This window comes from Reyranella sp. GW821-FHT12G01 (genome assembly GCF_058806575.1).
In genome coordinates this window covers 2,409,437-2,429,305 of sequence record NZ_JBXAPV010000001.1, presented here as the reverse complement: position 1 = coordinate 2,429,305, position 19,869 = coordinate 2,409,437, and the positions used below count along the sequence as shown (strand labels likewise).

The following is a 19,869-nucleotide window of genomic DNA, read 5'->3' as shown; positions in this document are numbered from 1 at the left end:
ATGAGGCGGGCCTGGAGGCCCGCGGTCCGGAGATCAGATATCTACTCCGACGGCATCGGCGACCGAAGCGAAGCCGTCACGCGCCAGAAGGGCCGCGAGTTCATCCTTTATGCGGCGGACGAGCGGCGGGCCTTCGTAAACCATGGCCGAGTAGAGCTGCACCAGGCTCGCGCCAGCGCGGATCTTGGCATAGGCGTCGGCGCCCGAGCCGATGCCGCCGCAGCCGATCAGGGGGAACTGGCGCTCGGTACGGATCGCCGCTTTACGCAGCACCTCCGTCGACAGCGCCGTGAGCGGGGCGCCCGAGAGGCCGCCGGTCTCGCCCTTCCGGTCGGACCGCAGCGTGGGCGGGCGCGACAGCGTCGTGTTGCCGATGATGATGCCGTCGAGCCTGAGGTCGCGGCAGACGAAGACGATGTCGTCGAGATCGTCGTCGGTCGCGTCGGGCGCGATCTTGACCACCAGCGGCACCGGCTTGGCGGCAATGGCGTCCTGCACGCGCTTCAACAGGCCGGCCAGCTCGGTGCGGCCCTGCAGGCTGCGCAGGCCCGGCGTGTTGGGCGAGGAGACGTTGCAGACCAGGTAGTCAGCATAGGGCGCCAGCGCGACGCAGCCGGTCACATAATCGGCGGCGCGATCGGTGCTGTCCTTGTTGGCGCCAATGTTGACGCCGACGAAGCCGCGCCGGGCACGGGCGGCGAGACGGGCGCGGGCGGCGTCGAGGCCGTGGCCAGGGAAGCCCATGCGGTTGATGACGCCGCGATCCTGCGGCAGCCGGAACAGGCGGGGGCGCGGATTGCCCTCCTGCGGACGGGGCGTGACGCTGCCGATCTCCACCAGCCCGAAGCCCTGTGCCAGCATGGCGTCGGCCACCTCGGCATTCTTGTCGAAGCCGGCGGCCAAGCCGATCGGGTTGGGCAGCGAGCGTCCCCAAATGGTGGTCGCCAGCGAGGCAGGATCGGGACGCCGGTCACCCGGCAGCAGGCCGCTCTTCAGGGCGCGGATGGCAAGGCCATGCGCTGCCTCGGCGTCGAGGCGGGAGAGGGCGAGATCGAGGAGGGAATACCAGACGGCCATGCCCGTCTGGTTAGCAGAGGTTCCCTGTGGAGCGCTTTGCTGCGCTAGCGGCGATCGCCACCCTGGTTGGGGCGGATGCCGGGAGAGTCGGTGAACACGACCATGAACAGCTCACGGAAGAGCTGGGCGATGCGTGGGTCGTTCGGGCCGGTCGCCGGGGTCGTGGCGGTGGTCTCCGACATGGTCATGTCGTTGCGGCAGTAGATGGCATAGACGTAGAACACGCCCGGCTGGTTGGGCTTGAAGCGCGTCGTGCCCTTGCAGACCGCGTCGCTGTTGAGGTCGTTGGCCGGATTGAACACCAGCATCAGCCGGTAATCGGGCCGCGGCTTCTCGGCCGGCTCCTCGTAGGTGAAGGTGAGCCGCGGCATCGGCTTGGCCGCCTGCATCATCGGCAGCAGGTCGCGTGCGACGATCGCCGGATCGGTACCGGGGAAGGGATCGCCAGCCAGGACGACCTGGAAGTTCTTGCCGTCGGTCGCGGCGAAGAATTCGCGATAGTCGTACTGCACCGCGTAGAAGACGCCGCCAATGGTGGCCGCGTAGACGGCGGCGGGGAAGGCGACGACCGCCAGAAGAGCGGCGGCGATCTTGGTCTTGAAACGCATGGGGCGGTCTCCTCCACGAATTATAGGCCCATCATACGCCCGGGGCCCCGCGGACGTATGTCACATTATTGCGCGCGGCGCGTAATCCGTCCGTGAGGTGGCTCAGACGTCGAGATCGCGGGCGAACTTGGCGTTTTCCTGGATGAAGGCGTAGCGCTTCTCAGGCTTGCGGCCCATCAGGTCCTCGACGAGGACGCGCGTCCGCATCTCCTCGAGCCGGTCATCCGGGCCGGCCCCGGCGGCTGTCGGCACGTCGACCTTCAGCAGCACCCGCTTGGTCGGGTCCATGGTGGTCTCGCGCAGATGCACGGACTGCATCTCGCCCAGGCCCTTGAAGCGGGTGATGTCGGCCTTGCCATTGAACACCGTGCGGACCAGCTCGTCCTTCTGCGCGTCGTCCTGCGCATATTCCGTGCGGCCGCCCTTGCTCAGGCGGAACAGCGGCGGCTGGGCGAGGAACAGGTGGCCGTTCTCGATCAGCTTCGGCATCTCGCGATAGAAGAACGTCATCAGCAGCGAGGCGATGTGCGCGCCGTCGACGTCGGCGTCGGTCATGATGATCACACGCTCGTAGCGCAGCCGGTCATTGTTGTAGTTCGTGCCCGCACCGCAGCCCAGCGCCTGGATCAGGTCCTGGATCTCCTGGTTCTCGCGCATCTTGTCGGAGGTGGCGCTGGCCACGTTCAGAATCTTGCCGCGCAACGGCAGGATGGCCTGGGTCTCGCGATTGCGCGCAGCCTTGGCCGAGCCACCGGCCGAGTCGCCCTCGACCAGGAAGATCTCGGTGCCGATCGAGGCGGAGCTCGAACAGTCGGCGAGCTTGCCGGGCAGTCGCAGCTTGCGCGTCGCGGTCTTGCGCTGCTGCTCGCGGTCCTGGCGGCGGCGCAGCCGTTCCTCGGCCTTGGCAACGACATGTTCCAGCAGGACGTTGCCCGCTTCCTTGTCGCCGATCAGCCAGTGCTCGAAATTGTCGCCGACGATCGTCTCGACGACTTTGGTCGCCTCGACGCTGACCAGCTTTTCCTTGGTCTGGCCCTGGAACTGCGGCTGTTCGATGAACACCGAGACGAGGGCGAGGGAGCCCTCGATCACGTCGTCGGCGGTAATGATCGAGCCCTTGCGATTGCCGGTCAGCTCGGCATAGCGCTTGAGACCACGCACCAGCGCGCTGCGAAAACCTGATTCATGCGTGCCGCCCTCGGCGGTCGGCACGGTATTGCAGTAGGAACGGACGAAGCCTTCTTCGTCGTTCGGCCACCAGACGGCCCATTCGACCTTGCCGTTGCCATCGCCCTTGGCTTCGCCGGCGAAAGGCTGCGGCACGACGGTGCCGCGCTGGCCGATCTCGGAGGTGACGTAGTCCTTGAGGCCGCCGGGGAAGTGGAACGTCTCTTCCTCGGGGATCTCGCCGCTCTTGGGGAGCAGGGACTTGTCGCACTTCCAGCGGATCTCGACGCCGCGGAACAGATACGCCTTGGAGCGCACCATCCGGTAGAGGCGCTCAGGCACGAACTGCTGCTTGCCGAAGATCTCGGGATCGGGATGGAAGGTGACCGTCGTGCCGCGCCGGTTGGGAGCAGGGCCCGCCGGCTTGAGCTTGTTGACGGGCAGGCCGCGCGAAAAGCTCTGCGTCCAGGACTGGCGGTCGCGTGCGACCTCCACGACGAGATCGTCCGAGAGTGCGTTCACGACCGAGGCGCCGACACCGTGCAGACCGCCCGACGTCGCGTAGACCTTGCTGTTGAACTTGCCGCCCGCGTGCAGGGTCGTGAGGATGACCTCGAGGGCCGACTTGTTCTTGAATTTCGGATGCGGGTCGACCGGCATGCCGCGACCGTTGTCGCGGATCAGGACGTAGTTGCCCGGCAGCATCTCCAGCCAGATCGTGTCGGCATGGCCGGCGACGGCCTCGTCCATCGAATTGTCGAGGATCTCGGCCACGAGATGATGCATGGCCCGTTCATCGGTGCCGCCGATATACATGCCGGGGCGCTTGCGGACGGGTTCGAGCCCCTCCAGCACCTCGATGTCCTGGGCCGTGTAGGAATTTTCCTTCGGCCCCGCGGCACGCTTGCCGCCGCCAGACCGATCGAACAGATCGCCGTTTCGTGCCATGCCTGCTTCTTGTCTTTCCACGGCCGCGCGAGGGGATCGCTTGGTGGCCGGTTGGGCATGGGTATGGTAGCAAAAACGCGCGAAAGCAACCATATCCGGTGAGGAATTGATGTCCGAAAGTCGCCGCGATCCCATCGTAAGGACCGTCCCTCAGCCCGCCGACATGAACGGAAATGGCGACATTTTCGGCGGCTGGGTGCTGAGCCAGATGGACATCGCGGGCGGGGCGCTCGCGGCCCGGGTGGCAAAGGGGCGGGTGGCGACGGTCGCCATTACGGCCATGACCTTCGTCCAGCCGATCAAGGTGGGAGACATGGTGTCGATCTACGGAGAAGTCGTGAAGGTCGGCCGCACCTCGATCACCATCGGGCTGGAGACCGTGGTGCAGCGCCGCCACGAGCAGACCGATATCCGAGTGACCCACGGCACCTTCGTGTTCGTGGCCATCGACGACGACGGCAAGCCGCGCACGGTCCCGCAGGATGGGCCGCCGCAGGTCGCGACGGCATGAGGCGGCTGCTCGCCTCCGTCCTCGCCGGCATCGGGCTGCTGGCGCCGGTCGCCGCCTCCGCCCATCCCCACATCGTCGTCCAGCAGGTCGTCCGCGTGGTTGCCAAGGACGGCAAGTACACCCATGTCGAGATCGAATGGCGCTTCGATCCGTTCTCCAGTGAGGTTGAGATCCCGCTGATCGACGAGGACAAGAACGGCAAGGTCTCGGCGCGCGAGACCAAGTTGCTGGCCGACGAGATGATGCCGGAACTCGGCAAGTCCGGTTACCTGAGTTGGATCAACACCGGCGGAAAGGACTTCCGCCCGTCCAAGCCGCCGCAATTCTCCGCCCGTATCGACGATCCCGCGACCTTCATTCCGCCGGAATGGGATCGCAATGCCGGCGACAGTTCCGGCATGCCGATGCCGCAGAACAAGCGCGTCGACCAACCCGAGGGGCCACGCAAGCAGGGGCCGCGCAACCTCGTCTACGTCATGCGTTTCGCGCTGCCCGAGCCCTCCAAGCTCGTCTCGATCGCGACCTACGATCCCGAGGATTTCATCCGCATCGAAGTCGACAAGGCTTCGGTTCCCGCGCACTGCTCGCTGAGCAAGCACCCGTCCTACAAGGCCGAGTTCGTGCGCGGCTATCCCGTATTTGCCGACGTGGTGACATGCCAGCTTCCGTAAGGTCTTCCGCCCTGCGCTCACCCTTCCTGTGGGTGGGCGTGCTCCTTCTGGTCGCCCTGGGGGGCGCGCTGGTGTTCAGCGACGGCGTCGCCGAGCTCGCGCGCTATTCGGCTGAGTATCAGCGCCGCATCAACCAGGTCCTCTCGACCTCCCTGCGCGACGTCCAGTCGGGCACCGGCTCGCTGGCGCTGTGGACCCTGGTCACCGTCTGCTTCGGCTACGGCGTGGTGCACACGCTCGGGCCGGGCCACGGCAAGGCCGTCGTGGTGGCTTACTTCCTCGACAGCACGAAGCCTCGCGCCTGGATCGAGGGCATCTTCGCCGGCGGCTGGATCGCCTTCACCCACACATTGGCGGCGCTCCTGCTGGCAGGCGCGTTGAAACTGTCCTCGACCGTCGGCCTGTTCGGTGCGATGCGCGAGGTGCGCAACGTCGAGATCGTCTCCTACACGCTGATCCTGCTGGTCGGCTTCTGGCGACTATGGGCTGGCATCACCGGCCGCGTGCACGAGCATTGGCACGGCGATCATGGGCACGACGATCATGCCCATGGCCATGACCATCATCACGGGCACGACCATGAGCCGCCGCAGCGCACGATCGCTGGCTGGCTGTTGCTGACAGCGGCTGGCATTGCGCCGTGCGCTGGCGCGCTGATCATCATTCTTCTGTCGATCGCGCTGGATGTGCTGTGGGCTGGCGTCGTCGGCGTCATCGCCATCGCGCTCGGCATGGCGGTCACGCTGGCCGGCATCGGCATGGCCTCGATGGTGGCGCATCGGCTGATCATCGGTGAGGGGCGCTCGCAGGAGATCGGCCGCTTCACCGCGATCGCCGCTTCGCTGATCGTGATCGCGACCGCCGGCACCTTGCTGCTGGGCTCGCTCGAACGCTTCTTCCGCTGAGCCCCAGAGTGGCCGAACTGAAGGCGCCCAGCCGAACGTCGCGGCCCCTGCTGGGCGTGCTGTTCATGTGCACGGCCTGCGCGCTGTTCCCGATCATGAACGGCCTGGTAAAGCTGCTGGCCGCGACCTACGAGCCGCAGGAGATCGTCTGGTTCCGGATCATCCTGCACCTGGTGCTGGTCGCTGCGGTGTTCATGCCGCGCATGGGGCTGGGGATGCTGCGCACACGCCGCATCGGCACGCAGTTCGTCAGCTCGGTCATGATGATGCTCTCGACGCTATTCTTCTTCTCGGCGGTGAAGTCCATCCCGGTCGCCGAGGCGATCGCGGTCACCTTCGTGGCGCCGCTCGCCGTCGTACTGCTGGCTTGGCCCTTGCTCGGCGAGCGCATCACCTTTTACCGGATGGCCGCTGTCATGGTCGGCTTCATCGGCGTGCTGATCGTGATCAGGCCAGGCAGTGCGGTGTTCCAGTGGCAGTCGCTGCTGCTGCTGTGTAGCGCCGTCTGCTACGCGATGTACCAGATCCTGATCAGGCGCCTCGCGGGTATCGACGCGCCGGCCACGTCGATCTTCTACAGCGTGCTTCTGGGCGCAATCATCATGTCGGCCTGGCTGCCGTTCCATTGGAAGGCACCGACAGGTTGGGGCGACTTGGCGCTGCTGTGTTCACTGGGAGCGTTGGGCGCACTGGGCCACTACTGCGTTGCCAAGGCGCTGACATATGCCTCGGCCAACTTCGTGGCGCCGTTCAACTACACGCAGATGATCGGCTCGGTGATCGTCGGCTACCTGATGTTCGCCGAGGTGCCGGACTTTTATACCTGGCTCGGCACGGCAGTGGTCATCGGCGCGGGCCTCATGGTCGGCTGGCAAGGGCGCAAGCCGCAGAAGGTTTGACCGTGTCTCGAACCGTCAGAGACCAAGGGACGACAGGTCCGGCGCGCGCTTGTGGAAGTCGGTCGCGTCCTGCAGTGCCTTGCCGATCTTGAGCACGGTGCCCTCAGCATAGGGCTTGCCCAAAAGCTGGATGCCGACCGGCAGCCCCTTCGAGAACCCGTTCGGCAGGGAGAGACCGCAGAGGCCGAGATAGTTGCCGGGGCGCGTCATCAGCGAGATGGCAGGCGAGGTCTCGTCGACCTCGGCGACCGGGATCGCACCGGACGCGAGCGTCGGCGTCAGCAGCGCCTCGTAGGGCGCCATCCAGGCATTGAACTCGGCGCGCCGCTTGGCCATGCGGCGCAGCTCCTCGGCATAGAGAGCAGGGGCGAAGCCCTTGGCGGCCATCGCGCGGCCGCGCACGCCGTCGCCGATCGGCTTGCTCATGTCCTCGATCCAGCCGCGGTGCAGCGACCACAGTTCCGAGGCCGAGATCGAGCCCGCGCCGACGCCGAGATTGAAGTACCACTCGGGAATCTTCACCGGCTCGACGATGGCACCGAGCTCCTCGAGCTTCTTCGCGGAAGCCTGCCACGCCGCGATGACATCAGGATCGCATGCCGGCAGCGCGGACGCATCGGGCAGGGCGATGCGCATGCCCTTGATCGAGCCACCTTTCGTCGAGGCAGTGAAATCCTCCAGCGGCTGGCCGAGCGTCGTCGGATCGCGCGGATCGGGGCCGGCGAGGGCATTGAGCATCAACGCGCAATCCTCGACCGAGCGCGTCATCGGGCCGATCGAATCGAGCGTCCAAGACAGCAGCATCGTGCCGTGCAGGCCGATGCGGCCGAACGTGACTTTCAGACCGACGAGTCCATTGAAAGCGCAGGGGATGCGCACCGAGCCGCCGGTGTCGCTGCCGATGCCGGCCGGTGTCAGTCGTGCCGCCACGGCAACGCCGGTGCCGCTCGACGAGCCGCCCGGCGTGCGATGGGTCTTGAGGTCCCAGGGATTCCACGGCGCGCCCATCAGCGGATTGGTACCCCAGCCGCCGAACGCGAACTCGACCATGTGCAGCTTGCCGAGCGGGATCATGCCGGCGGCGGTCAGACGCTCCACCGTGTTCGAGGTCTCGGTCGCGACGCGCTTCTCCCACATCTTGGAGCCGCCAGTACCGATGCGGCCCTCGATGTCGCAGAGATCCTTGTAGGCGACCGGCAGGCCGTGCAGCGCCGGCAGCGGAAAGCCCGAGGCGCGCGCGGCATCGGCGCCGTCGGCGATCGCGCGGGCTTCCTTCGCGTAGACTTCGGTGAAGGCGTGCAGCTTGCCGTCGCCCTTTTCGATCCGGGCCAGCAGCGCGTCGATCACCTCGCGCGAGGAGAAGCGCTTGGCAGCGAGGCCGGCGGAAAGTTCTGTCAGCGTGAGTTCATGCAGAGACATCAGTAGGTAGCCCGTCCACCAGAGAGATCGAAAGCTGCGCCCGTTGCGAAGGTGCAGTGGGAGGAGGCGAGCCACGCGACCATCTCGGCCACTTCCTCCACCTCGCCGAAACGGTTCATCGGAATCTTCGACAGCATGTAGTTGATATGCTGCTCGGTCATCTGGCTGAACAACTCCGTCTTCACCACGGCCGGTGCGACGCAGTTCACCAGCACGCCGCTCGTAGCAAGTTCCTTGCCGAGCGACTTGGTGAGGCCGATGACGCCGGCCTTCGAGGCGGAGTAGGCGGAGGCGTTCGGGTTGCCTTCTTTGCCGGCCACCGAGGCAATGTTGACGATACGGCCCCAGCCGCGTGCCACCATGCCGTCGACCACGACGCGGTTGGTCAGGAAGACGCCGGTCAGGTTGATGTCGATCACCTGCCGCCAGGCATCGACGGGATACTTGGCCACAGTCGTGTTGGGCCCGGTGATGCCGGCGCTGGCGACCAGGATGTCGGGCGGCGCCAGCAGCTTCTCGGTCTCGGCCAGGGCCTTGGCGACGTCGGCCTCGCTGGTCACATCGACTGCGACGGCGACCGCGCCTTTCAGGGCGGCGGCGGATTGCTTGGTGCGGTCGAGGTCGCGGTCCCACAGCGCGACGCGCCCACCGCCGGCGGTGATTTTCGCAGCGCAGGCCAGCCCGATTCCGCGTGCGCCGCCCGTCACGATGGCGGTCCTGCCCTTGAACAACCCGGCTTCCATGCCTTCCTCCCAAATCCTTGAATTATCTTGCAATTCCTACCATATCGGCGCGCTGGACCATCCGCTACACTGGTCGTCGCAACGGCGCTTCGGCGCCCTGAGTGTTTTCAGGAGTTTCATGCCTTCGCCCACGCCGGCGTCCATCGACGCCACCGTCGAGCTGCTGAAGGGCGGCGACTACATCGCCGACCGCAGCCTCGCCACCGTCCTCTATCTCGCGCTCAAGCTCGGGCGGCCGCTGTTCTGTGAAGGCGAGGCGGGCGTCGGAAAGACCGAGATCGCCAAGGTGCTGGCGCAGACCCTGAACCGGCCGCTGATCCGCCTGCAATGCTACGAGGGCCTGGACGTGGCCTCGGCGGTGTATGAGTGGAACTACGCCCGCCAGATGATCGAGATTCGCCTCGCCGAGGCGCAGGGTGTGCACGATCGCGGCGAGATCGCCGCCGACATCTTCAACGAGAAGTTCCTGATCCGCCGTCCGCTGCTCGAGGCGCTGCAGCCGCAGGCCGGCGGCGCGCCGATCCTGCTGATCGACGAACTAGACCGCACCGACGAGCCGTTCGAAGCCTATCTGTTGGAAGTGCTCTCGGATTTCCAGGTGACGATCCCCGAACTCGGCACCGTGAAGGCGGCGGAACGGCCGATCGTCATCATCACTTCCAACCGCACCCGCGAGATCCACGACGCGCTGAAGCGGCGCTGCTTCTACCACTGGGTCGACTATCCCGACCTGAAGCGCGAGCTGGAAATCCTCAAGGTCAAGGCGCCGGGCGCCAGCGAGCGCCTGTCACGCCAGGTCGTTGGCTTTGTCCAGGAATTGCGCAAGCTCGACCTGTTCAAGGCGCCGGGCGTCGCGGAGACGATCGACTGGTCGACGGCGCTGTCGGAACTCGACGCGCTCGACCTCGACCCGCGCACGATCAACGACACGCTGGGCGTGCTGCTCAAATACCAGGACGACATCCAGCGCCTGCAGGGCTCGGAAGCGGCCGAGATCCTGCGCAAGGTGAAGTCCGACATCGCCGCCCAGCCACTGGGCTGAGCCACCAGATGGATGTACTGCCCGATCCGCCGGCCGGGCCTCCTCCGGGACGCGAACCGCGCGACGGCAAGCTTGCCCGCAACATCGTGCACTTTGCGCGGACGTTGCGGACGGCGGGCCTGCGCGTCGGGCCGGGGCAGATCCTGCGCGCCATCGAGGCGGTCGAGGCGGCGGGCCTGCGCAACCGCGATGACTTCTACTGGACGCTTCATTCCGTCTTCGTGAACCGCCGCGACCAGCGCGAGATCTTCGACCAGGCCTTCCACGTCTACTGGCGCAATCCGCGCCTGCTCGAGAAGATGATGGACATGCTGCTGCCGCAGGTCGGCGTGCCGGCCGAGCAGGAGAACGGCAAGCAACTCAGTCGCCGCCTGCAGGACGCGCTGCAGCAGCCCGGCCAGGGCGAGGCACCGGAGCAGTCCGAGGAGCCGCCGGAAGTCGAAGTCGAGGCAACCTTCACCGTGTCGGACCGCGAAGTCCTGCAGACGCGCGACTTCGAGCAGATGTCCCAGGCCGAGATCGATGCCGCGCTGCGCGCCATCGCTCGGCTGCGGCTGCCGGTACCGGAACGGCGCACGCGGCGCTACCAGCCGGCGCGCCGGGGCCCGCGGGTCGATTTCCGCGCCTCCTTGCGCCGCGCGATGCGGCCGGAGGGGCTCACGGAACTGTCGAGGCGCGAGCCGCGCCGCCGGCCGCCACCGCTCGTCATCCTGTGCGACATCTCGGGATCGATGGCCCGCTATACGCGGATGTTCCTGCATTTCATGCATGCCATCACCAACGACCGCGACCGCGTCTACTGCTTCACCTTCGGCACGCGCCTGTCGAACGTGACCCGCGCGTTGCGCAACCGTGACGTCGACATCGCGCTGCAGAAGGCTTCCTCGCAGGTCGAGGACTGGTCGGGCGGCACCCGCATCGGCCAGGCGCTGCACGAGTTCAACAACAAGTGGTCGCGCCGCGTGCTGGGGCAGGGCGCAGTCGTTCTCCTCATCACCGACGGCCTCGATCGCGAGGGCGCGAGCGGCTTGGATGAGGAAATGGAACGCTTGCATAAGTCCTGCTCACGCATGATCTGGCTCAACCCGCTCTTGCGGTACGGCGGCTATGAGCCCAAATCTCAGGGCAACAAGGCCATGCTGCCGCATGTCGACGAATTCAGGCCCGTCCACAACCTGGAGAGCCTGTCCGGTCTGATCGCGGCGCTGGGGTCCCGCACCGTCGGGGCCGACAAACGCCTGTCGGGATGGCAGACCGAACTTCGCAAGGAGTAGATCATGAGCGACGCGCTGGAAGTTCTCGATCAGGTCGGCAAGTGGAAGGCCGACGGCAAGGGCGTCGCCGTCGCCACGGTGATCGTCACCTGGGGATCCTCGCCGCGTCCCGTCGGCAGCCAGCTCGGCGTCGACGATGCCGGCAACATGGTGGGTTCGGTGTCTGGCGGTTGCATCGAAGGCGCGGTCGTCCGCGAGGCGCTCGATGCCATCAAGGACGGCAAGCCGCGGCTGCTCGATTTCGGCGTCACCGACGAGCAGGCCTGGGACGTTGGCCTTGCTTGTGGTGGCAAGGTCCAGGTCTTCGTCGAGAAGGTGAACTGATGAAGGCCGAGACTCTTGCCGCTCTTCAGGAAGCGCGCGCCAAGCGGCGGGCGGTGACGCTCGCCACCCGCCTCAGCGACGCGGCGGAAGCGCTCGTCTATCGTGACGGCGCCAAGGGCGATCTCGCTGGAGACGCCGCGATCGTCTCGGCAGCGCAGCGCGCCATGGACATCGGCAAGAGCGAGACCATCGACCTCGACGGCGCCAAGATCTTCCTGAACGTCTACGTGCCGCCGCCGCGGCTGATCATCGTCGGCGCGGTGCACATTGCGCAGTCGCTGGCGCCGATGGCGGCCATGCTGGAGTTCGACGTCACCGTCGTCGATCCGCGCGGCGCTTGGGCCACGACCATGCGCTTTCCCGGTGTGAAGGTGATCAAGGATTGGGCCGACGAGGCCTTCCAGGCGATGGGCCTCGACATCTCGACCGCCGTCGTGACCCTGACCCACGATCCCAAGCTCGACGATCCGGCGCTCGAATCGGCGCTGAAGTCCGACGTCTTCTACATTGGAGCTCTCGGCAGCCGTAAGACCCATGCGAAGCGCAAGGAGCGCTTGGCCGAGGTCGGCATCACCGAGGAGATGTTCACCCGCGTGCACGGTCCGGTCGGGCTCAACATCGGCGCCAAGTCGCCGGCGGAGATCGCCGTGTCGATCCTGGGCCAGATCATCGAGGTTCGGGCGCGTCGACTCGAGGCGCTGTCTGCTTCGAAGGTCGCCGCAGCGTGAGATTTGGCGACACACCGATCGACGAGGCCAGCGGCGCCATCCTGGCGCATAGCCGGCGTACCGACGGCATCAATTTTTCCAAGGGCCGCATCCTGTCGGATGACGATGTCGCGCGCCTGAAGGAGGCGGGTGTCTCGACGGTGGTGGCCGCGCGTCTCGATGCCGAGGACATGCACGAGGACGAGGCCGCCGCGACGGTTGCGAGGGCGCTGGCGGGCGAGGGGATCGACGTCACAGCAGCCTTCACCGGCCGCTGCAATCATTTCGCCCGCGAGGCCGGGCTCGCCGTCCTCGACCAGGGGCGCATCGATGCGCTGAACGAGCTGGACGAGTCAGTGACTGTTGCGACCCTGCCGCCCTTCGCGCGGGTCGAACCGCGCCAGATGGTGGCGACGGTGAAGATCATCCCCTATGGCGCGCCTAAAACCGCCGTCGCGCGCGCGGTCGGCGTCGCCAAGGAAGCGAACCGCCCGATGATCTCGGTCGCGCCATTCCACGCGATGCGCGCCGGTCTGGTGCAGACCAGGCTCCCCGGCACACGCGACAAGGTTCTGGACAAGGCCGTCGGCACGACGACCAAGCGCCTGACTTCACTTGGCAGCACCCTGAACGGCGAGCGCCGTGTCGCGCATGACGCGAAGGCGATTGCGGATGCTTTGGCCGAACTCAAGTCCGAGGGCTGCGACCTGTTCCTGATCGCCGGCGCTTCGGCGATCGTCGACCGTAGCGACGTGGTGCCGGCCGGCATCGAGGCGGCGGGCGGCAAGGTGATTCACTTCGGCATGCCGGTCGATCCGGGCAACCTGCTGCTGACCGGCGAACTGGACGGCAAACCGGTGCTGGGCCTGCCGGGCTGCGCCAAGTCACCCAAGTACAACGGTTTCGACATGGTGCTGGAGCGGCTTGCCGCGCGCCTGCCCGTCGGTCGCGCCGAGATCGTGCGCATGGGCTCGGGCGGCCTGCTCGCGGAAATTCCAAGCCGGCCGCAGCCGCGCGACGAGACCGATTCCGAAGAGGCCGGCCCGCAGCAGGCGCCGAGGGTCGCCGTGCTGGTGCTGGCTGCCGGCCGCTCGACGCGCATGGGCGGCCCGAACAAGCTTTTAGCCGAAGCCGACGGCGCGCCGCTGGTCGTGCATGCGGTCAACGCGGCGCTCGCCTCGCAGGCGGTCGAGGTCGTCGTGGTTCTGGGCCATATGGCCGATGAAATCCGTCCTACGATCGAGAAGGCATTGCCGGCCAAAGCGCGCGTGCGCTTCGTCACCAATCCGGACTTCGCCGACGGTCTCAGCACCTCGGTGCGCACCGGTATCGCCGCACTCGGCCCCAACGTCGATGCCGCCATCGTGCAGCTCGGCGACATGCCGGGCGTCGGCAGCGCGCTGCTCAATCGCCTGATGGCCGCCTTCAGCCCCGTCGAGGGCCGCTCGATCTGCGTGCCGACGGTGGGCGGAAAGCGCGGCAATCCCGTCCTGTGGGCGCGGCGCTTCTTCCCCGAGATGGCCAAACTATCCGGCGACAGCGGCGCCAAGCACCTGATCGGCGAACACGCCGACCTCGTTTGCGAAGTCGAGATGACGGGCGAGGCGGCGATCACCGACATCGACACGCCCGAGGCGCTGGCGGCGTGGCGGGCAAGGATACCGGCATGAGTTTTGATGTCGCCGCCGTCCGCGGCCAGTTCCCGATCCTCTCCGAGATCATCGACGGCTTGCCCGTCCACTATCTCGACAACGGTGCTTCGGCGCAGACGCCGCTCACGGTGATCGACGCGGTGCGCCACTACGAGACGACCAGCCGCGCCAACGTGCTGCGCGGTGTCCATCGCCTGGCCGAGCGGGCGACCGAGGCCTATGAGAACGCCCGCGCCCAGGTCGCGGCGTTCCTCGGCGTGCCGACGATGGAAGTCATCTTTACTGGCGGCTGCACGGCGGCGATCAATCTCGTGGCCTATTCCTATGGCTCGATGCTGAAGCCCGGCGACCGCATCCTGATCTCCGAGATCGAGCATCACTCGAACATCGTGCCGTGGCAGCTGCTGCGATCACGCTCCGGCATCGAGCTCGACATGCTGCCGGTCACGACCGACGGCCGCATCGATCTTTCGGCCCTGCCGCGTCTTCTCACACCGAAGACCAGGCTGGTGTCGCTGGCGCATGTTTCGAACGTCACCGGCGCGCTGCTCGACGTGCGCGCCGTCGTCGAGGCGGCGAAGTCGGTTGGAGCCAAGGTGATGCTCGACGGCGCGCAGCGTGCGCCGCACGGGCCGCTCGACCTGCCGTCGCTCGGCATCGATTTCTACGCCTTCGCCGGCCACAAGGCCTACGGTCCCAACGGCATCGGTGCGCTATGGGGCCGGCCGGAGCTTCTCGATGCGATGCCGCCGTTCATGGGCGGCGGTTCGATGATCGGCCGCGTGACCCTGGCCGAGACCACATGGGCGCCGTCGCCGCGGCGCTTCGAGGCGGGCACGCCGGCGATCGGTCCGGCGATCGGGCTCGGCGCGGCCTGCGCCTGGATGCAGGCGCTCGACTGGGCGGGCGCTCACGATCATGAGATGGCGCTGGTGCAGCGACTGATGGACGGCCTGCAGAAGATCGACGGCACGCAGCTCTTCGGGCCGGCGAGCCTGCAGAACCGCTACCCGGTCGTGTCCTTCATGCTGGACGGCGTGCATCCGCACGACGTGGCGCAGACGCTCGATTCGTTCGGCGTCGCGGTGCGTGCCGGCCATCACTGCGCGCAGCCTTTGATGGACCGCTTCGACCTCGACGGCACGACACGCGTCTCCATGGCGCCGTACAACGACAACAGCGACATCGACGCGCTGCTGGCCGGCGTCGCGCACGCTGCGAAGACCCTGCGATGAGCGACCAACTCTATCAAGAGCGTATCGTCGCGCTCGCCAAGGCCAAGACCGGTGCCGGCAAGCTGGAGAACCCGACCAAGACGGCACGCCGCGACAACCCGCTGTGCGGCGATCGCGTGATCCTCGACGTGAAGCTGGACGGCGCGGGACGCATCGCGGAGATCGGCCATCAGGTGCGTGGCTGCCTCCTGTGCCAGGCCTCGGCCTCGGCCTTGTCGTCAGTCGCGATCGGTCGCGACGCGGCGGGCATCGCCGAGCTGCGCCACGATGCCGAACGCGCCCTCGGCCGGGAGCCCGGCGAGACGCACGAGCCGTTCGATGCTTTTGCGCCCGTCGCAGCGCACAAGTCGCGTCAGGACTGCGTGCTGCTTCCGCTCGAAGCCCTCAAGGATGCGCTGACGTAAGCAGGCAGGCGCACCCGTACTTTCGTCTCGCCTCCGCCGCGCTTGTGTCACAGTCGCTGTGCACGGTACGCGGGCAACGTCCGGGAGAGACCATGCGCCTTTTGATGAACGTCGTGGCCCTGCTGGGCCTGATTGCGTTGCCCACCCTCGCTTATGCCCAGGACCTCACGCTGAAGCGGGTCATGCTGTCGTCGGGCGGTCTCGGCTATTTCGAATACGAAGCGACCGTCGATGGCGACGCGTCCCTGAAGCTCACGGTGTCGCTGGGCCAGGTCGACGACGTTCTGAAAAGCCTCGTCGTCTATGACGACAAGGGCGGCGTCGGCGGCTTGAGCCTGCCAGGCCGCGAACCGCTGGCACAGGCCTTCAAGGACCTGCCGTTCGATCAAGGGTCGCTGGGCTCGCCCGCGGAGCTGCTCCAGACCTTGAAGGGCGCGCAGGTCACCGTGGGTGGTAGCCGCTCGTTGACCGGCCGCGTCGTTTCGGTCGAGGAAGACACGCTGCTGTTGCCCGAGAACAAGGGCACGATGAAGCGCACGCGGGTCACGCTCTACACCGACCGCGGCCTGCAGCAGTTCATTCTGGAGGAAGCCGAGAACCTCCAGTTCACCGATCCGGCACTGCGCGACAAGGTCGGGCAGGCGCTGGTCGCCATCCAGGGCAACCGCGCCAAGGATGCCCGCACCATCGACCTGTCGATGCGCGGGCAGGGCAAGCGCACGGTGCGCGTCGCCTACATCGTCGAAGCGCCGGTCTGGAAGGCATCCTATCGCCTGACTCTCGGCGCCGATCCCGCCGCCGCGCGCTCGGCGCTACAGGGCTGGGCCGTCGTCGAGAACATGAGCGGCCAGGATTGGAAGGATGTCGAACTGACCCTCGTGTCGGGTCGTCCGGTCGCCTTCCGGCAGGCGCTCTACAATGCCTACTACGTGACGCGGCCCGAAGTGCCGGTCGAGATCGCCGGTCGCCTGATGCCGGGCGTCGATCGCGGCGGCGTCGCGGCCGACGTGCAGCGTCCCAAAGCCGCGCAGGTGATGCCGGCGCCTGCGCCGTACCGGGCGCAGCAGGAGCGATCGGTTAGCACGGGAATGCCAGCAGCTCCGCCGCCCCCGCCGCCCACGGTCGCGGCCGCCGCCGAGCCGATCGAAGCGAGCGACGCTGCCACGCAGGTGATCTTCAAGTTCCCGCGCGCCGTCAGTGTCGAGAACGGCCGCACGCTCTCGATCCCGATCGTCGATCGCCAGGTGCCGGCACAGCGGCTCGCTCTCTATCAGGCCGATACCGCCGCGCGTAATCCACTGGCCGCGATCCGCCTGACCAACGACGGTGAGTCGGGCCTGCCGCCGGGCATCATCACGCTCTACGAGCGCGACAAGGCGTCTTACGTCTCCTACGTCGGCGACGCGCGCCTCTCCGGTTTCCCGGTCGGTGAGACCCGCATTCTCGCCTATGCACTCGACGAGAAGATCGTCATCGAGCGCGACACGGCCCAGACCGAGCGGCTGGCGACGGGCGCCATTTCCAACGGTGTGCTGCGGCTGTCGAAGGTCATTCGACAGACCACGACTTATCGCGTGCGCGGTCCGGCCAAGGAGCCGCGCCAGCTCGTCGTCGTGCAGCGCCGCCTGCCGGGCTGGACCCTGACCAAGCCCGAGGCGAAAGACGTCGAGCTGAGCGAGGGCAACTACCGCATCCCGTTCCAGCTTCCGGGCGGCGACCAGACACAGAGCTTCGACGTCGTGCAGGAGCAGACGCAGCAGCAGGAAGTGCGGCTGGTCGAGAGCGCGGCCGAGCAGATCCGGGTCTATGCCCAGGCCCGCGAGTTCGACGCCAAGACCCGCGAGGCGCTCACCCGCGTGCTGCAATTGCAGGACGCGGCGGCGGAGGCCCAGCGCAAGGTGACTCAGATCGATGCCGAGCGGAAGGCGATCGTGGAGGAGCAGTCGCGCCTGCGCGACAACCTGGCGCGCGTGCCGGCCAACAGCGATCTTCAGCGCCGCTACCTCGCGACGCTCGACAAGCAGGAGACCGATCTCGAAGCGATCGCCAAGCGGCGCACCGACGCCGAGAAGGCCGCGGACGAGGCTCGCGCCGCGCTGCGCACCTATGTGAGGCAGCTCGGCTAGCGATCAGCCCGCTCGCAACGTCCTGACGGCGTCGTCGCGGCGGAACAGGTAGAGGAGCGCGCGCAAGGCCTTGCCGCGCTCCGTCTGCAGATCGGGATCGCGCGAGATCACCAGTCGTGCATCGTCGCGAGCGGCTTCCAGCAGCTCGTTGTGGACCGAGAGGTCGGCCAGCCGCATGTCGGGCAAGCCGCTCTGGCGGGTGCCCAAAAGCTCGCCGGCGCCGCGCAGTTTCAGGTCCTCTTCGGCGATGCGGAAGCCATCCTCGGTCTCGCGCATGATCGCGAGGCGCGCCTTGGCTGTCTCACCGAGTGGCATTGCGTAGAGCAGCAGGCAGGTCGACTTGGCGCTGCCGCGGCCCACGCGGCCGCGCAACTGATGGAGCTGCGCCAGGCCGAAGCGCTCGGCATGCTCGATCACCATGACGGTAGCCGCTGGCACGTCGACCCCGACCTCGATCACGGTCGTGGCCACGAGGATCGACAGCCGCCCGTCGGCGAAGGCCGCCATCGCGGCCTCGCGCTCCGCGCTCTTCAGCCGGCCATGCAGCAGGCCGACCTTGCCGGGAAAGCGGTCGCTCAGAAGCTGGAAGCGTTCGGTCACGTTGGCGAGGTCGATCTCCTCGGATTCCTCGATCAACGGACAGACCCAGTAGACGCGTGCGCCGGCCGAGATTTGGCGCCCGATGCCCTGGGCCACCTCGCCGATGCGCTCCAGCGGCAGGGCGCGCGTGTCGATCGGCTGGCGACCCTTCGGCTTCTCGGTGAGCTTGGAGACGTCGAGGTCGCCATAGGCCGCCAGCATCAGGGTGCGCGGGATCGGTGTCGCCGTCATGACGAGGAAGTCGACGGCGTGTCCCTTGGACGAGAGCGCCATGCGCTGGTGGACGCCGAACCGGTGCTGTTCGTCGACCACGGCCATGGCGAGGTCGGCAAACTCGACATCCTCCTGCACCAGCGCGTGCGTGCCGACCACGAGCTGGATCGTGCCGTCGGCCAGGCCCTGCAGGGTCTGCTTCTTCGCGCGCTGGCCGTCGCGACCGGTCAGGAGAGCGACCTTTACCCCGGCGGCTTCTGCCAGTGGTGCGATGGTCGCGAAATGCTGGCGCGCCAGAAGTTCCGTCGGCGCCATCATCGCGGCCTGCGCGCCGGCCTCGACGCAGATCAGCATGGCGAGCAGCGCCACCAGCGTCTTGCCGCTGCCGACGTCACCCTGCAGCAGCCGCACCATGCGCTCTTCCTTGGCGAGATCCTCGGCGATCTCGGCGATGGCCTGCGCCTGGCTGGCCGTCAGCTCGAAAGAGAGGGAGGCGAGGACGGCCTTGCGCAGGCGGCCGTCACCCTTGATGGCATGACCCGCCAGGGTGCGGTTGTGATGGCGGACCAAGGCGATGGCGAGCTGGCTCGCCAGCAGCTCGTCGAAGGCGAGGCGGGCGCGGGCAGGGCGCGAGGGCGACAGATCGCCCAGCTCCTCCGGCGCGTGGGCGCGCGCGATCGCCATCTTCCAGTCGCTCCAGCCTTGTTTCTTGTGGAAGGCCGTGTCCTGCCATTCGGGCAATTCGGGCGCGCGCTCGACGGCGGCCGTGATCGCCTTCTGCACCGGCTTCTGGGTGAGCCCCGCCGTGAGCCCGTAGACCGGTTCGACCCTCAGGATCGACTCGCGCTCCTCGAGCGGCACGACATGGTCGGGGTGCGTCATCTGCACCTCGCCCTGGTAGATCTCGACCTTGCCGCTGATCACCCGCGTCTCGCCGGGCGGCAGCAGTTTCTTGAGATAGTCCTCGCGGCCGTTGAAGTAGGTGAGGCAGACCCGACCGGTCTCGTCGCTGCACCAGACCTTGTAGGGCTGGCGCGGGCTGTGCGGGACCTGATGCTCGTCGACCGTCACGGTAAGCGTCGCGACCTCGCCGCCGCGTGCCTGGGCGATGTCGGGGGCGTTGCGCCGGTCGATAACCCCCAGGGGCAGGTGCCACAGCAGGTCGACGACCAGCGGGCCCGCCAGTTTCTCCACGAGCGTACCCAGCCGCGGGCCGATGCCGGGCAGGGACGTGACATGGGCGAAAAGGGGCGTGAGGCTTTGCGGGCGCATGGTTGGCTTGATCAGGGGCTGCGTGACTTCGCCATCGCCGCCGCCTATATGCTACGCCCCTTTTTGTTCCGG

Annotated in this window: 18 protein-coding genes; 12 read left to right on the top strand and 6 right to left on the bottom strand. The window is 67.2% G+C overall.

Annotation, left to right across the window (positions count from 1 at the left end; all coding sequences use genetic code 11):
- Positions 1-33 precede the first annotated feature (33 nt).
- The 3 genes from AC1RP5_RS11585 to parE all read right to left on the bottom strand — a co-directional run bounded on the left by AC1RP5_RS11585 (position 34) and on the right by parE (position 3,893).
- A complete protein-coding gene (locus AC1RP5_RS11585) occupies positions 34-1,077 on the bottom strand; it encodes a quinone-dependent dihydroorotate dehydrogenase (protein ID WP_493110791.1) in 1,044 nt (347 codons plus the stop codon).
- A gap of 44 nt (positions 1,078-1,121) precedes the next feature.
- On the bottom strand, positions 1,122-1,685 hold the full coding sequence (locus tag AC1RP5_RS11580; RefSeq protein WP_493110790.1) for a hypothetical protein: 564 nt from the start codon (positions 1,683-1,685) through the stop codon (positions 1,122-1,124).
- A gap of 102 nt (positions 1,686-1,787) precedes the next feature.
- On the bottom strand, positions 1,788-3,893 hold the full coding sequence (parE, locus tag AC1RP5_RS11575; RefSeq protein WP_493110789.1) for a DNA topoisomerase IV subunit B: 2,106 nt from the start codon (positions 3,891-3,893) through the stop codon (positions 1,788-1,790).
- 16 nt (positions 3,894-3,909) lie between these two features.
- On the opposite strand from parE, the gene AC1RP5_RS11570 reads away from it, so the two are divergent.
- The 4 genes from AC1RP5_RS11570 to AC1RP5_RS11555 are packed head-to-tail and all read left to right on the top strand — an operon-like array spanning position 3,910 to position 6,786.
- Entirely contained in the window at positions 3,910-4,311 is a 402-nt protein-coding gene (locus AC1RP5_RS11570; RefSeq protein WP_493110788.1) for an acyl-CoA thioesterase, read from the top strand.
- On the top strand, positions 4,308-4,982 hold the full coding sequence (locus tag AC1RP5_RS11565; protein ID WP_493110787.1) for a DUF1007 family protein: 675 nt from the start codon (positions 4,308-4,310) through the stop codon (positions 4,980-4,982). The genes AC1RP5_RS11570 and AC1RP5_RS11565 overlap by 4 nt, the downstream gene beginning before the upstream one ends.
- Positions 4,967-5,887, top strand: coding sequence for a HoxN/HupN/NixA family nickel/cobalt transporter (locus tag AC1RP5_RS11560; protein WP_493110786.1), 921 nt, complete (start codon positions 4,967-4,969; stop codon positions 5,885-5,887). Before AC1RP5_RS11565 ends, AC1RP5_RS11560 begins: the two co-directional genes overlap by 16 nt.
- An 8-nt stretch (positions 5,888-5,895) precedes the next feature.
- On the top strand, positions 5,896-6,786 hold the full coding sequence (locus tag AC1RP5_RS11555) for a DMT family transporter (RefSeq protein WP_493110785.1): 891 nt from the start codon (positions 5,896-5,898) through the stop codon (positions 6,784-6,786).
- A gap of 15 nt (positions 6,787-6,801) precedes the next feature.
- Here the strand turns inward: AC1RP5_RS11555 and AC1RP5_RS11550 are convergent, their stop codons facing one another.
- Both AC1RP5_RS11550 and AC1RP5_RS11545 read right to left on the bottom strand, forming a co-directional pair.
- On the bottom strand, positions 6,802-8,205 hold the full coding sequence (locus AC1RP5_RS11550) for an amidase (protein ID WP_493110784.1): 1,404 nt from the start codon (positions 8,203-8,205) through the stop codon (positions 6,802-6,804).
- Positions 8,205-8,948 carry an SDR family NAD(P)-dependent oxidoreductase gene (locus tag AC1RP5_RS11545; protein WP_493110783.1) on the bottom strand — a complete coding sequence of 248 codons (744 nt, stop codon included), beginning with the start codon at positions 8,946-8,948 and terminating at the stop codon, positions 8,205-8,207. The genes AC1RP5_RS11550 and AC1RP5_RS11545 overlap by 1 nt, the downstream gene beginning before the upstream one ends.
- Positions 8,949-9,066: 118 nt before the next feature.
- Between AC1RP5_RS11545 and AC1RP5_RS11540 the strand changes: the two genes are divergently transcribed.
- The 8 genes from AC1RP5_RS11540 to AC1RP5_RS11505 all read left to right on the top strand — a co-directional run bounded on the left by AC1RP5_RS11540 (position 9,067) and on the right by AC1RP5_RS11505 (position 17,712).
- The gene (locus AC1RP5_RS11540; protein ID WP_493110782.1) at positions 9,067-9,990 is read left to right on the top strand and encodes an AAA family ATPase; all 924 of its coding nucleotides are present in this window, start codon (positions 9,067-9,069) and stop codon (positions 9,988-9,990) included.
- An 8-nt stretch (positions 9,991-9,998) separates the two neighbouring features.
- A complete protein-coding gene (locus AC1RP5_RS11535) occupies positions 9,999-11,264 on the top strand; it encodes a vWA domain-containing protein (RefSeq protein WP_493110781.1) in 1,266 nt (421 codons plus the stop codon).
- A 3-nt stretch (positions 11,265-11,267) separates the two neighbouring features.
- Positions 11,268-11,588, top strand: a complete 321-nt coding sequence (locus AC1RP5_RS11530; protein WP_493110780.1) for an XdhC family protein — start codon at positions 11,268-11,270, stop codon at positions 11,586-11,588.
- Positions 11,588-12,316 carry an XdhC family protein gene (locus AC1RP5_RS11525; protein ID WP_493110779.1) on the top strand — a complete coding sequence of 243 codons (729 nt, stop codon included), beginning with the start codon at positions 11,588-11,590 and terminating at the stop codon, positions 12,314-12,316. Before AC1RP5_RS11530 ends, AC1RP5_RS11525 begins: the two co-directional genes overlap by 1 nt.
- Complete coding sequence (locus AC1RP5_RS11520; RefSeq protein WP_493110778.1) at positions 12,313-13,965, top strand: NTP transferase domain-containing protein; 1,653 nt, start codon at positions 12,313-12,315, stop codon at positions 13,963-13,965. The genes AC1RP5_RS11525 and AC1RP5_RS11520 overlap by 4 nt, the downstream gene beginning before the upstream one ends.
- Positions 13,962-15,182 carry an aminotransferase class V-fold PLP-dependent enzyme gene (locus tag AC1RP5_RS11515; protein ID WP_493110777.1) on the top strand — a complete coding sequence of 407 codons (1,221 nt, stop codon included), beginning with the start codon at positions 13,962-13,964 and terminating at the stop codon, positions 15,180-15,182. The genes AC1RP5_RS11520 and AC1RP5_RS11515 overlap by 4 nt, the downstream gene beginning before the upstream one ends.
- Positions 15,179-15,586, top strand: a complete 408-nt coding sequence (locus AC1RP5_RS11510; RefSeq protein ID WP_493110776.1) for an iron-sulfur cluster assembly scaffold protein — start codon at positions 15,179-15,181, stop codon at positions 15,584-15,586. Before AC1RP5_RS11515 ends, AC1RP5_RS11510 begins: the two co-directional genes overlap by 4 nt.
- 92 nt (positions 15,587-15,678) lie before the next feature.
- Positions 15,679-17,712, top strand: coding sequence for a DUF4139 domain-containing protein (locus AC1RP5_RS11505; protein ID WP_493110775.1), 2,034 nt, complete (start codon positions 15,679-15,681; stop codon positions 17,710-17,712).
- A gap of 3 nt (positions 17,713-17,715) precedes the next feature.
- Here AC1RP5_RS11505 and recG read toward each other — a convergent pair whose 3' ends face one another.
- Entirely contained in the window at positions 17,716-19,797 is a 2,082-nt protein-coding gene (gene recG / locus AC1RP5_RS11500) for an ATP-dependent DNA helicase RecG (RefSeq protein WP_493110774.1), read from the bottom strand.
- Positions 19,798-19,869 lie beyond the last annotated feature (72 nt).

Coding starts and splice junctions, on each gene's coding strand:
- recG (WP_493110774.1), bottom strand. CDS start 19,797: ATGCGCCCGCAAAGCCTCACGCCCCTTTTCGCCCATGTCACGTCCCTG.
- AC1RP5_RS11560 (WP_493110786.1), top strand. CDS start 4,967: ATGCCAGCTTCCGTAAGGTCTTCCGCCCTGCGCTCACCCTTCCTGTGG.
- AC1RP5_RS11525 (WP_493110779.1), top strand. CDS start 11,588: ATGAAGGCCGAGACTCTTGCCGCTCTTCAGGAAGCGCGCGCCAAGCGG.
- AC1RP5_RS11540 (WP_493110782.1), top strand. CDS start 9,067: ATGCCTTCGCCCACGCCGGCGTCCATCGACGCCACCGTCGAGCTGCTG.
- AC1RP5_RS11535 (WP_493110781.1), top strand. CDS start 9,999: ATGGATGTACTGCCCGATCCGCCGGCCGGGCCTCCTCCGGGACGCGAA.
- parE (WP_493110789.1), bottom strand. CDS start 3,893: ATGGTTGCTTTCGCGCGTTTTTGCTACCATACCCATGCCCAACCGGCC.
- AC1RP5_RS11545 (WP_493110783.1), bottom strand. CDS start 8,948: ATGGAAGCCGGGTTGTTCAAGGGCAGGACCGCCATCGTGACGGGCGGC.
- AC1RP5_RS11580 (WP_493110790.1), bottom strand. CDS start 1,685: ATGCGTTTCAAGACCAAGATCGCCGCCGCTCTTCTGGCGGTCGTCGCC.
- AC1RP5_RS11570 (WP_493110788.1), top strand. CDS start 3,910: ATGTCCGAAAGTCGCCGCGATCCCATCGTAAGGACCGTCCCTCAGCCC.
- AC1RP5_RS11585 (WP_493110791.1), bottom strand. CDS start 1,077: ATGGCCGTCTGGTATTCCCTCCTCGATCTCGCCCTCTCCCGCCTCGAC.
- AC1RP5_RS11515 (WP_493110777.1), top strand. CDS start 13,962: ATGAGTTTTGATGTCGCCGCCGTCCGCGGCCAGTTCCCGATCCTCTCC.
- AC1RP5_RS11505 (WP_493110775.1), top strand. CDS start 15,679: ATGCGCCTTTTGATGAACGTCGTGGCCCTGCTGGGCCTGATTGCGTTG.
- AC1RP5_RS11565 (WP_493110787.1), top strand. CDS start 4,308: ATGAGGCGGCTGCTCGCCTCCGTCCTCGCCGGCATCGGGCTGCTGGCG.
- AC1RP5_RS11550 (WP_493110784.1), bottom strand. CDS start 8,205: ATGTCTCTGCATGAACTCACGCTGACAGAACTTTCCGCCGGCCTCGCT.
- AC1RP5_RS11530 (WP_493110780.1), top strand. CDS start 11,268: ATGAGCGACGCGCTGGAAGTTCTCGATCAGGTCGGCAAGTGGAAGGCC.
- AC1RP5_RS11510 (WP_493110776.1), top strand. CDS start 15,179: ATGAGCGACCAACTCTATCAAGAGCGTATCGTCGCGCTCGCCAAGGCC.